The following is a 12,586-nucleotide window of genomic DNA, read 5'->3' as shown; positions in this document are numbered from 1 at the left end:
TATTCCGTCGAACCGTTTTCGATCAAGATTCCAGATACTTGGAAGGATTGACCGGTGATGAATTCTTGCGCACTTCGAAGTGCAGCTTAGGCGATTTTGCGTTCCCACTCATACCGGACTTCGCTATGTCCTCGCCACGACGAACCTTCTGACCGCGCTGCACGAGAATCTGGCTGTTATGGCCATAGACTGTAACCAGTCCATTGTCGTGACGGATCAGAACCGTCTGACCGAACTCCTTCAAGCCGTCGCCTGCATAGATGACAACGCCATTTTCAGCGGCCTTAACGGCGGTACCTTCCGGAACCATGATGTCGATACCGTCATTAACTGAAGTGCCATCACGCTGGCCGAAGCTTGCAAGAACGCGGCCACGAACTGGCCAACGCATCTGCGAAATGCCCGTTGAAGATGGAGCAGCCGACTGATCCTTCTCAGCGTCTTCGATCACCTTATTGCTCGCCTGTGGTGGCGTATAAGGCTTCACATTTGACGCGGCATCAGGCGCCACCGATGCAGTTTGCACTGGCGCTGCTGCGGCTGGTTTTGCTGGCTGCGGTGAAACCGCTGCAACCTGTGTTGCACCACCGGCGGCTGATGGAATTGCGAGAGACTGACCGACACGAATTGCACCGTTGGTAAGGCCATTCGCCTGCTTTAGCTGTTCAACCGGTACGTTGTGCTTTTGTGCAATGGAGAAAAGCGAATCGCCCGACTTAACTGTGTAAGCACCACCTGCTGCGGCAGTTTGCGGAGCTGCAACAGGAGCTTGCGCCTGCGGTGCAGCAGCATGGTTAGCGGCCGGCAATGGAACGCCATTTGCCGTTGCTGGCAACTGTCCGAGAACGTTTGATTTCGCATTAGCGGCTGCATTGTTTGCAGCACCGGCAGCGCTTGCCACCTGAGTTCCAGCATTGTTCACAGCGCCATTCACACGATTGGCGGCCATGTCTTGAGCCTGATTAACCTGATTCTGTGCCTGCGTTGCAGCAGCCACAACCGGCGCAGAGGACACAGGCGGCAGACTGTTACGCTGAACCGACCCGCTCGAAACCGGCTGGGCGGCCGCCACCGGCGCAGATGCATAAACATCGCCGGCAGGCTGTTGTTGCACAACACGCTGATTAGACGTGGAGCCAGTATAAAGGCCATCCGTGAAGCGCATCGTATCGGCGCTGCACCCTGCACCAAAACCGGCAATCAGAACGATCGCTGCATTCCGCAGGAGACGTTCGGACGTATGCTGCAATATTGGAAAACGCATGTTCAACTCGCCCATACTCTAATACTCACTTGGACTCATTAAAACGCGTTAATGTTACTCGCTGGTTAAGAATCGAGATTTCTTCGAAAAAATATTCACCAATTAAATACCATAAGCGCACAAAAGCGTTTTTTTGCTCGTGCATTACACAAAAAAACCGCCGTAGCATCGATCCAAAAATCGGAAACGATTTTTGGTAAGCACGATGCATAGATTGAATAGTTTAAAGTGGCCTTTGTGCGCCCAAGAGGGCGCGTGGAGCTCTATTGCATTGTGCCGATGCAACAGCGGTTAAAGCATTTCCAGCAAAAGTGGGAACCGGTTTTGCGTTCGGAAATTCGTAAAAACAAATAGTTACAGCGGTTCGAACGATCCAATACTAACTGGAACCGCTGTAAGTCTCAAAAAAGAGGCTGCGAAGTCCTCACAGAACGGAGGACATGCCTTCGATAAATGGCTGATAACGAACAGGCATGATGTTTTCCTGCTCGAAGCGGCTACCGACCTTTGCGATTCGCGTCACCATTTGCTGACCGTCTCCAGGCCCAATTGGTGCGATAAGCACACCATGGGTTGCCAGAAGCTCTACGAAATGGCGCGGAATGTCTTCACAAGCCAACCAGATCACGATGCGATCAAACGGTCCACCCGGCATACCGTGGCGACCATCGGCATGTTTCACCATGATGTTTTCGCGCTTGAGCGTTACAAACTGCTGCAAGGCGCGGTCGCATAATTTGCGATAGCGCTCGACTGTCGTGACGCGACCTGAAAGCATCGACATGACTGCAGCGGTAAAGCCAGAGCCGGTGCCGATTTCCAATACGCGATGGCCTGATTCTAATTGAAGTGCGGCAATGACGCGCGCCTGATCGTCGATGCCTTCGATATACTCGCCGCAATCGAGCGGTGCAGTACGCTGGCTAAATGAAAGATGCGCCCATGACGAACCCATGAAGCTTTGACGTGGCGTCGATTCGATTGCAGCAAAGAGCCGGGCATCATTGATGCCCCGCGCTCGCATGCGCATGACGAAGGAGGCAAATCCTTCCCTGTCCGAAAGCTGCTGGCGTTCAGACACAGCCTGATTCATGCTTCAACCCCAAGCGCTTTGCTGAGTTCAGCCCGTACCTTCTGTGCCGTCAGATCAAGATGCAGCGGCGTTACAGAGATGTAATCCGCGCGGATGGCAGCGATATCGCTATCGCTGGCAACTTCTGCTTTGGTGCGACCAAACTGCAGCCAGAAATAAGGGAAGCCACGACCGTCACGACGCTCTTCGAGGCGCGCATCATGGCTGAGTTTGCCCTGTGCTGTTACACGTGTGCCCTTGACTTCATCTGGAGCACAATTCGGGAAATTCAAGTTAAGCAGAACACCTTCAGGCCAACCCGCTTCAATCAACTTGTTGATCAATGCAGGCGCGTGAGCTTCCACTGTTTCCCATGGCAGAATGCGACGGCCGTCTTCGTAATCATATTCCTGCGACAGTGCGATTGCCTTAACACCGAGAAGTGTGCCTTCCATGGCCCCTGCAACGGTACCGGAATAGGTCACATCATCGGCCATGTTGGCACCAGAATTAACACCTGAAAGGATGAGATCAGGCGCTTCCGGTAAAACATGGCGAACGCCCATGATGACGCAATCAGTCGGCGTTCCGCGCAGCGCGAAATGACGATCATCGATCTTGCGGAGGCGCAGAGGCTCTGAAAGCGTCAATGAATGTGCAAGACCGCTCTGATCTGTTTCTGGGGCGACAACCCAAACATCATCCGAGATTTGGCGTGCGATACGCTCCAGAACTGCGAGGCCTTCAGCGTGGATACCATCATCGTTCGTCAGCAGAATTCGCACGTCGTCTCTCCTTCATTCACATCGTTACAGCGGTTCTAGTTAATATTGAATCGCTGGAACCGCTGTAACTATTTGTTTTTACGCATTTCCGAACGCAAAACCGGTTCCCACTTTTGCTGGAAATGCTTTAACTGTTTAAATTCACGCGGCTTTCTCGATACGCGTGAGACCGCCCATGTATGGCTGCAATGCTTCAGGAATATGAATGCTGCCGTCTTCCTGCTGATAATTTTCCATGACAGCAATCAGAGCGCGACCGACTGCAACGCCCGACCCATTCAGCGTATGCACAAAACGTGTGGCCTTTTCGCCTTCTGGGCGATAACGCGCATTCATTCGGCGCCCCTGGAAATCTCCGCAAACCGAGCAGCTCGAAATTTCGCGATAAGCGTTCTGACCCGGCATCCATACTTCAATGTCGTAAGTCTTTTGCGCGCCAAAGCCCATGTCACCCGTACAAAGAACAACGGTGCGGAACGGCAGGCCGAGACGCTTCAACACTTCTTCAGCACAGGCCGTCATACGCTCGTGTTCGGCTGCCGAGCTATCCGCATCAGTAATCGACACCATCTCAACCTTGAGAAACTGATGCTGACGCAGCATACCGCGCGTATCGCGACCAGCTGAACCTGCTTCGGAACGGAAGCAAGGTGTGAGTGCCGTGTAGCGCTGTGGTAAAGTCTTAAGGTCGACGATTTCATCGGCAACGAGATTGGTCAACGGAACTTCGGCAGTGGGGATCAGCCAACGACCATCCGTCGTACGGAACAAGTCTTCAGAAAACTTCGGCAGCTGACCTGTGCCATAAACGGCTTCGTCGCGCACCATCAGCGGCGGCATGGTTTCCATATAGCCGTTTTCTGTGGTGTGCAGATCAAGCATGAACTGACCAAGTGCGCGCTCAAGACGTGCCAACGGGCCTTTCAGAACGGTGAAACGTGCACCTGCGATCTTCGCGGCACGCTCGAAGTCCATATAGCCAAGCGCCTCGCCTAGCTCATAATGTTCCTTTGGCTGGAACGAGAAATTGCGCTGATTGCCAATGCGACGGACTTCGACATTATCTGCCTCGTCCTTGCCGAGCGGCACATCGTCAGCTGGAACATTTGGAAGGCTCGAAAGTGCGTCGTTCAGTTCCTTGACCAGGCGGCGTTCTTCTTCCTCAGCATCAGCAAGGAAAGTTTTCAACTCACCGACTTCAGCCTTGAGCTTGTCAGCAGTCGCTGCGTCCTTCTCGGCCATTGCTTTGCCGATTTCTTTGGATGCCGCATTGCGGCGCTCCTGCGCAGCCTGAACTTTGCCGACATGCTCGCGACGCTTTTCGTCAAGCGCGATCAGTTCGGACGAGAGCGGCCCTGCTCCGCGCTTGGCAAGCGCCTTGTCGAGAGCTTCAGGGTTTTCGCGAATCCATTTGATATCGAGCATGGGAAAAGCCGTTTCATGAAATTTAACAGAAAGAGAGGCTGCGATTATGCAGCCTCTGTTTTACATATAGCCGGATCAGGAAGTGGGGGCGTTGTCTTCTGCCCCAGTATCGGCTTTGGTATCACCCTCAGCTTCATCCTTTGCCTCATCCCTCTTCTTTTCGATCATTCGGGCCAATATGATGGAAATCTCGTAGAGAAGGATCGTCGGCAAGGCAAGACCGATCTGGCTCGCCGGATCGGGTGGCGTCAGAACAGCGGCCACAACGAAAGCAATCACAATCGCATATTTGCGCTTGTCCTTGAGACCTGCAGAAGTAACCAACCCGACTCGGGCCATAAGGCTCGTGACGACCGGCAACTGGAAGACCAGACCGAAAGCAAAAATGAGCGTCATGATGAGGCTCAAATATTCGGAAACTTTTGGCAGAAGTGAAATCTGCACTTCACCATTGCCACCCGTCTGCTGCATGGCCAGGAAGAACCACATAACCATAGGCGTGAAGAAGAAATAAACGAGTGCACCGCCGGTCAGGAACAATATCGGCGAAGCAATAAGGAATGGCAGAAACGCCATACGCTCATGCTTGTAGAGGCCAGGGGCCACAAACTTATAAATCTGCGCAGCGATAATCGGGAACGCCAGCACAACGCCGCCAAACATCGCGACCTTGACCTGCGTAAAGAAGAATTCCTGCGGTGCGGTATAGATCAGCTCTGCTTTCGAGCGGTCCATCCCGGCCCAGTCGAGTGCCCATTGGTAGGGAACGACGAGCAGATTGAAGAGATGCTTTGCAAAGGCAAAACAAAGAATAAAAGCAAGGAAAAACGCCACTATCGCCCAGATCAGGCGGCGGCGCAGTTCGATAAGGTGTTCGAGCAGAGGAGCGGCGCTCTGTTCAATTTCGTCCTCGTCCCGTTTCACGCTTTGCTTCCTGTCTTTTCAGTCGTCTTTTTCGTGGTCTTCTTGGCGGGAGTGTCCGCCTTCACCGTTGCAGGCTTTGCTGGAGACGCCTTTTTGGGTGCAGCCGGTTTTGCAGCCGGTTCAGCTTTGACGCTGGCTTTTGGCTTCGCGGTCGCAGCCTTCGGCTTGACGGGCTTGGCGGCCACCGGCGTTTCTGCAGCAGCAGGTGCCGCCTTCTTACGCGTTGTCTTCGGCTTGGCTGCAGGCTTCTCTGTTGGAGCTTCAACAGGAACCGTCGTACCGTTTGCGTCAACAGGCATTGTCACCTCAGCCACCTTGGCAGGCTCAGCGGGCGACATCGATGTTGTGGACTGAAGACCCGAACGAATATCCTCACCGGCACTGCGAATCGGGTCGAAGACCTGTGTGAGCTTCGAGCGCGGATCAAGCTTGCGAGCCTCATCGACGATATTCTTGACGTCTTCGAGTTCGGCTTCTTTCAAGGCTTCGTTGAACTGATGCCGGAACTCGTTAGCAGTGCTGCGCATACGCGCGGTCGCCTTGCCGAAAGCTCTGAGCATCTTCGGCAAATCCTTGGGGCCAACCACCACGATCATCACAATCGCGATTATCAGCAGTTCAGACCAACCGATATCGAACATAATTTGATACTCCGCGCTTCTGACGCGCGCGTCCCGTCTTTCGGCGGAAAACCGCAATCCAGATTGCAAACACACCGTCGTTCAAGGTGAAGTGGCAATCAACCTGTTGTTATTACACATGATCTTATCGGGAAATAGTTCCCAACCTGCTGGATCATGCCTTCATGGCAAAACATGCTGCGCACCATATTGCACGCAGCATCCCTGACATCAGATCAGGATTTTGTCGTCTTCTTGACGTCATTGACGGTTTCATCCGCCTTGGCATCAATTGTACGTGCATCCGCCTTGGCATCTTCCTTAGCAGCGTCTTCTTCAGACATGCCCTGCTTGAAGTTCTTGATGCCCTTTGCAACATCACCCATCAGTTCAGGGATTTTGCCACGGCCAAACAGAAGCAGCACAACTGCGAGAACGATCAGCCAGTGCCAGATAGAAAAGCTACCCATTTCATTCCTCTCATCGCCGTTGCGACACGGCTTATTCCTATAATGCTGAATACGATTTAAGCGCTTTCACCAAATCTTTCAAACAGAAGTGTGACAGTGAACGAAGTTACAACGATTTTATTTGTTGTAGCTCAAATTTCCCATCAATCTCCGCGTGGCGCCAGCAGCCCCAAACCTTCAAGATCTATATCTTCGAGCGGCTCTTCATCGTCTGTAAGTTCGTCAGGGTCCACATTCGGAACCGGCACAGAGAAACTGGACGGTATGCGCGCAGATAACAGCCCTGCCCCGCGCAATTCTTCCAGCCCTGGTAGATCACGTATTTCCGGCAAGCCAAAATGATCCAGAAATGTATCGGTCGTTCCGTAGGTCACAGGCCGTCCGGGCGTGCGACGGCGACCACGCAGTTTGATCCAACCCGTTTCCATAAGCACATCCAGCGTGCCTTTGGAGGTTTCCACACCACGAATATCTTCAAGCTCGGCGCGTGTGACAGGCTGATGATATGCAATGATTGCAAGGACTTCCATTGCTGCGCGGGAGAGCTTGCGCTGTTGAACCGTCTCACGGCTCATGAGAAAACCAAGATCGGGTGCTGTGCGAAAAGCCCAGGCCGCACCGACCTGAACCAGATGAACGCCCCGCCCCTCATAAACCTTTTGCAGATGCTCTAATATTGCCGCTAAATCGGTACTAACTGGCAATCGCTCTGCTAATGCGCGTTCAGAAACCGGTTCCGCAGATGCGAAGATTATCGCCTCTGCCATCCGTGCGAGTTCCGCCAAGGCCATGGGCGAAGCTGGATGTTGAACTTCGTCGTCATAATCATCCATCGCCACTTCCGCTTCAGACATTTTCGTCCTCATCAAGTTCGCTTAATCCGCCTGCAACGCGCATATAGATCGGCTCAAAAGGTGCATTCTGTCGCACTTCCAGCTTACCTTCTCGCACCAGCTCAAGACTTGCGGCAAAGGAACTGGCCAAGGCAGAAGCTCTTTCCTGCGGTGTCAGCGCATAATTGATGAGAAAGCGGTCCAGTGCGACCCAGTCTCCGCTCGATCCCATAAGTCTTACAAGTGCGACACGTGCCTCTTTCAGCGACCAGACGGCGCGCTTTTCGATCTGCACATGAGATACGGCCTGTCGCTGACGTTGCGAAGCATAGGCAGTCAGCAATTCATAAAGCGTGGCCGAAAACTGGCTGGATCGATCAATCACCACCAGTTCCGGCATTCCACGCGCAAATACGTCACGGCCCAGCCGGTTACGGTTTACAAGCTTCGCTGCGGCATCGCGCATAGCTTCAAGCCGCTTCAAACGGAATTGCAGAGAAGCGATCAGCTCTTCGCCTGTAGCGCCATCCTCATCCTGCTGCTTGGGGATCAGCAATTTGGACTTGAGGTAAGCAAGCCATGCAGCCATGACCAGATAATCAGCAGCCAATTCAAGACTAAGGGCCTGCGCCTGTTCCACAAAGCCCAGATATTGTTCAGCGAGTGCCAGCACCGAAATCCGAGAAAGATCGACACGCTGGTTGCGGGCCAGATGGAGCAAAAGATCGAGCGGGCCTTCAAAACCCTGAACGTCGATCAGCAGAGAAGGTTCGCCCTCAGCGCGATCGGCTTCGCCCTGCCACAAGGCATCCATCGGCACGTTGGTGCCGTCTTTGCCATTTGTGTTCGTTTCCGATCCAGCCAACCGTTTGTCCTGTTTATTATGTGATCGGTGAGAAAATCCCACCGATCCGTTTTAGTGTACCAATTTTTGTCGGTTACGCCATCAGTTCGAACATTTGTCCAAACTCTTCGCGCAGTTCTGTTTCATCAGAAAGATCCGGATCACCTGCATAGACTTCCGCCAGATCCGCACGCTTGCGGGCCTTACCATCGAGAACCGGAACACGTGCGGCAACCTTCACCAGCTCTTCCATCACCCCCGCGCAATAGAGAACGATATCACAACCTGCAGCCGTAATACCTTCGGCGATATCACCAAGATCTCCCGAGAGTGCCTTCATCGAAATATCGTCGCTGATGACCAGACCGTCGAACTGGATAACATCGCGAATGATCGTATTGATGACTGTCGGCGATAAGGTCGACGGACGCTTGGGATCGATGCAATCAAAGATCACATGTGCGGTCATTGCCATTGGAAGATCGTTCAACGCCTTGAACGGCACAAAATCATGCGCGACCAGCTCACTGAGCGGCACACCAACGCGGGCTAGTTCCTTGTGTGTGTCGCTGAATGCGCGGCCATGACCTGGCATGTGCTTCACCACAGGCAGCACACCACCGGCAAGAAGCCCTTCAGCAGCGGAGCGACCCATTGCAGCAACGCTATACGGATTCTTGGAATAAGCGCGTGCGCCGATTACATCGTGTGCGCCTTCAATAGGAACATCGAGAACCGGCAGACAATCAGCATTGACGCCGACTTTCAGAAGATCAAAAGCGTGTAGTCGTGCATGAAGCCAAGCGGCACGAAGACCCGCTTCATTGTCACGATCATAGATCGCACCAATTTGTGCAGCTGCTGGGTAGTTCGGAACAAGTGGAGGGCGCAGGCGCTGAACGCGTCCGCCTTCCTGATCAATGAAAACAGGTGTTTGGGGACGGTCGGTCACATCGCGCAGTTGCGCGGTCAGCTCTGCAACCTGTTCAAGGCTTTCCACATTGCGTGCAAAGAGAATAAAGCCCCAAGGCTTTTCATCACGGAAGAAAGCCACCTCATCCGGCGTCAGCTTTGTTCCTGCCACGCCAGCAATCCACGCCTTGCACTCTTTCATGCAGCATTCCTTTGATCTGTTTTATGCTCAAACCAGTGATAGGGGTTTAGCCGAAAAATCACCGTCATGGTAGCCATACGAAAAGGGCGGCAAATGCCGCCCTTCTTATTTTTTCGTCTGATAAATCTTACTGCGTCACGAAGCAGCTACCCCCGGCAGTCTTGAAGCGACCGCAAAGTGCATTGGCATCGTCTTTCGAACCTGCCTGGACACGAACACGGTAATAAGTGCCCTTGTTTGGAATATCTGCGCGTTTGATATCCACTGCCCGGCCACCGATCACGCTGCCATAACGCTGTGCCATGTTGGCATAGGACTTCTGTGCCAGTTCAGCAGATGGCTGCGAAGCAATCTGGATGAAATATCCACCACCGGCAGCAGAAGCGACCTGAGGTGCAGCGGCCGCAGGCGCCTGAGCCTGCGTGCGTTGTGGCACGTTGCCAACAATATTGGTTGGCTGTTCAGCTGGACGCGATGGCACGACTGGCGCACGAACTGGAGCTGCTGGTGCCTGAGCCGCAGGTGCTGGCTGCGTAGCCGGTGTGTTTACGACAGGCTCCTGCGGTGCATTGCCAGCCGCAAGCGCTGCAATTTCATCAGTGTCTGCTGGTGGCGCAATTGGTGCGTCATTGCCTGCCGAGTTTGTTGAGTTTGCGGTATTTGTTGGATTGACTGTGTTGGTTGGCGCTGGTGCCTGAGTCACAGGTGCAGGTTGCTGTGCCTGAACGATTGTGCCATCGGGACGAACGATCATCGTTTCGACTTCACGCGGCTGGATCAGCGGTGCATCCTGACCGGAGTTCGATGGTGCTTCAGCCGTCTGATTTGGCTCAGGGAAATCATTCGCACCCGCATCATTATCCTGCGCACCCAAATCAACCGGCTCTTCACCAGCAGAGATCAAAGCTTTCTGCTCTGGATTGTTCGGCAATGTGCCAGCAACGCGATCATAGACCGCCTTGTCCTGATTGGGGACAGTCGCTCCACCCGGATTTTCCGGCTGCACTTTGATCGGCTGATTATCCGCACGAATCACAACTGGCTCCCCCGAACCGCTTCCACCAAGGAAGTGGTAGCCGATGCCGCCAATAAGCACTGCAATGCCTGCAACACTTGCGAGGATCAGACCACGACGACCACGAACCGGACGATTCCGGTAAGCCTCTGCAGCGCTACCGAGATCGTCTTCGGGCTGCATGGCTGCTCGTGTGCCGAATTCGCCGCTCTCTATCGTCTGAGCGCCCTGTGCTGCCCAATGATTGTAGAAATCATCGCTGCTACCACCGGCATCTGCCACATTAGCCTGTGGTGCCGCAGGCTGCGCTGTTGGATTTGCGCGTCCATAAGCGGCCGTAGCTGCAGCGGTTGCCGCACCAAGACCGAGAGCAGCACCAGCCGCCACGCCTGCATTTGGCATGTAGGACGAAGCGCTTTCACGGAAAATATCTTCAAAAGCCTTGTCGGCTTCGCTCTGCGCATCCGTTTTTGTGGCTGTCTCATCAACACCGATAGTGTTGAACACTTCCGCAAATTCGGTTTCCAGATCAGTCAAACCAGCATTTGCTTCTTCTTCGCCATAACTGACTTCCGGCAAATCCAGTGAATGCGTCTGTTCAACCTTGCTATCAGCGACACTCAGCGTTTCAATTTCCGGTGCAGGCGCAACGAAAGCAGAACGTGGGTCCGCGTAATTGGTGAAAGATGGAGCTGCTGGATGCGCCTCTTCTTGATCATAGGTCGCGTGGGCATAGACAGGCTCACCGACCTGTTCGTCTTCAACTTCTGACGCCAAATCGAGATCATCTGCATTGAAGAAGTCTTCTTCACTAAAGAAGTTCGAATCATTTGCAGCGACAGACGACGGCGCGTCGCCTGACGGTTCAAATCCGAAATCATCTTCGCTCAAAGAGATTTCACCAAGGCCTGAGAGATCATCTTCCGTCGCCTCAGCGGCGACAGGTACAAAGGTCTGCTCATTTTCAAGCGAAAAATCATCGTCGAACGAGAAGTCGTCGTCGAGTGCAGCTTCTTCTGGTTCGTAGCCAGCGGTTTCTGCCCGGGCCGGTTCAGACGCAAGAACACCTGTTGTAGCAGCACCGGCAGCGAAGTTGCTCAGCGTGTAATGCGGATAGATAGGAGCCTGAGTCTGCGATGTGGCTTCGCGCGCATCATATGGCTCAGGCGCAAAGTTCGCCGCCGTTTCTACGGGCTCATAGGCCTGTGGGTCATCAAGCTGAAAGTCGTCAAACACCGGCTCGGAATCACCATGATGAGCAGGCTCAGCATACGACAGCGCTTCTGCGACAGGTTCTTCGTAACGCGGCGTATATGCTGTGAACTGCTGTGGTTCATCCTGATAAACGGCATCGGGTGCGGAGGCTGGCTGTGGTTCATCACCGAACAGCAGGCTTTCCAGCTCATCTTCAAGCGAAAGCGCCTGATGGGCGGGTGCTGCGGCATAGCTGGTTTCGAACGGCTCGGCAGACTGGACTTCCCAATCATTGCCTACAGCTGCATTCACCGCTGGCTCGCTCGCATATGGATCAACATACGGCACTTCTGACGGCTGGTATGTGTTGGCGGGGCTGTAGTCGACATAGCCCTGCTCCAAAGGCTCATGCGCCGCATTGACGGCGTGAGGCTCGGCATAGCTTGGCTCCACATGGCTTTCTTCATAAGCCGTGCGCGCTTCGGAATAATCATTGTAGTCGAACTGCGGCACAGGTTCAGAGCGATCCGTTTCGACGAAATCAAACGATTCGGTTGGAGCAACCGGTTCATTTGCGTCCATGTGAAGATCAAACTCTTCTTCCAGAGCAGACGCGAGATCGTCTTCCTGAAGCTGAGGCTCTGCATTTTGATAGGAATGTGCGTCCTGATATGGTGTTTGCGCCAACGAAGCCGATTGCTGTTCCGGCTCCGCGAAATCGCCGAAATCACCAAGAAGTTCGCGTTCAAGATCAAAAGAGAGCGCGTCGTCACCAGAATCAAAATTTGGCTCAGGACGATACTCACTTCGCGCAACTTTGTTATCAGCAGACGCGCCGAAGTCCATGATCCGTGAAAGTTCCATCAGCGGATCGTCTTCATGCAGCGGACGCTCGCCGTAATTACGGGGATTAGCACTGCTGTCCGTCATGGTGTGTTCCTAACTCAAACCCTGGACGCCGCAAGACGTCTCGATACATTACGTTGTAGCGAGGCAATGTGGGCAAAAGTTGACGGAAGTTTCCTG

General features: G+C 53.6%; 11 protein-coding genes. All 11 read right to left on the bottom strand.

Annotated features, from left to right (window positions below):
• Positions 1–22: 22 nt before the first annotated feature.
• Positions 23–1,279, bottom strand: a complete 1,257-nt coding sequence (dipM, locus tag CES85_RS13855; RefSeq protein WP_095446506.1) for a cell division endopeptidase DipM — start codon at positions 1,277–1,279, stop codon at positions 23–25.
• 409 nt (positions 1,280–1,688) lie between these two features.
• Positions 1,689–2,357: a protein-L-isoaspartate(D-aspartate) O-methyltransferase gene (locus CES85_RS13850; RefSeq protein WP_095446505.1), complete on the bottom strand. Its 669-nt coding sequence runs from the start codon at positions 2,355–2,357 to the stop codon at positions 1,689–1,691.
• Positions 2,354–3,121, bottom strand: a complete 768-nt coding sequence (gene surE / locus CES85_RS13845; RefSeq protein WP_095446504.1) for a 5'/3'-nucleotidase SurE — start codon at positions 3,119–3,121, stop codon at positions 2,354–2,356. Before surE ends, CES85_RS13850 begins: the two co-directional genes overlap by 4 nt.
• 141 nt (positions 3,122–3,262) lie before the next feature.
• Complete coding sequence (serS, locus tag CES85_RS13840) at positions 3,263–4,546, bottom strand: serine--tRNA ligase (protein WP_095446503.1); 1,284 nt, start codon at positions 4,544–4,546, stop codon at positions 3,263–3,265.
• Between the two features lie 75 nt (positions 4,547–4,621).
• Positions 4,622–5,470 carry a twin-arginine translocase subunit TatC gene (gene tatC / locus CES85_RS13835; RefSeq protein ID WP_095446502.1) on the bottom strand — a complete coding sequence of 283 codons (849 nt, stop codon included), beginning with the start codon at positions 5,468–5,470 and terminating at the stop codon, positions 4,622–4,624.
• The gene (tatB, locus tag CES85_RS13830) at positions 5,467–6,111 is read right to left on the bottom strand and encodes a Sec-independent protein translocase protein TatB (protein WP_095446501.1); all 645 of its coding nucleotides are present in this window, start codon (positions 6,109–6,111) and stop codon (positions 5,467–5,469) included. Before tatB ends, tatC begins: the two co-directional genes overlap by 4 nt.
• A 215-nt stretch (positions 6,112–6,326) precedes the next feature.
• A complete protein-coding gene (locus CES85_RS13825; protein WP_024896600.1) occupies positions 6,327–6,560 on the bottom strand; it encodes a twin-arginine translocase TatA/TatE family subunit in 234 nt (77 codons plus the stop codon).
• A 143-nt stretch (positions 6,561–6,703) separates the two neighbouring features.
• The gene (scpB, locus tag CES85_RS13820; protein WP_095446500.1) at positions 6,704–7,414 is read right to left on the bottom strand and encodes an SMC-Scp complex subunit ScpB; all 711 of its coding nucleotides are present in this window, start codon (positions 7,412–7,414) and stop codon (positions 6,704–6,706) included.
• On the bottom strand, positions 7,407–8,207 hold the full coding sequence (locus tag CES85_RS13815; RefSeq protein ID WP_421522299.1) for a segregation and condensation protein A: 801 nt from the start codon (positions 8,205–8,207) through the stop codon (positions 7,407–7,409). The genes scpB and CES85_RS13815 overlap by 8 nt, the downstream gene beginning before the upstream one ends.
• Positions 8,208–8,331: 124 nt before the next feature.
• Positions 8,332–9,351: a beta-N-acetylhexosaminidase gene (nagZ, locus tag CES85_RS13810; protein ID WP_095446498.1), complete on the bottom strand. Its 1,020-nt coding sequence runs from the start codon at positions 9,349–9,351 to the stop codon at positions 8,332–8,334.
• 127 nt (positions 9,352–9,478) lie between these two features.
• Complete coding sequence (locus tag CES85_RS13805; protein ID WP_095446497.1) at positions 9,479–12,490, bottom strand: SPOR domain-containing protein; 3,012 nt, start codon at positions 12,488–12,490, stop codon at positions 9,479–9,481.
• Positions 12,491–12,586: the final 96 nt, after the last annotated feature.

The organism is Ochrobactrum quorumnocens (assembly GCF_002278035.1).
GTDB classification, from domain to species: Bacteria; Pseudomonadota; Alphaproteobacteria; order Rhizobiales; family Rhizobiaceae; genus Brucella; species Brucella quorumnocens.
Note: the sequence above shows the minus strand (reverse complement) of the source record. Positions and strands in the feature narration are given on the sequence as shown.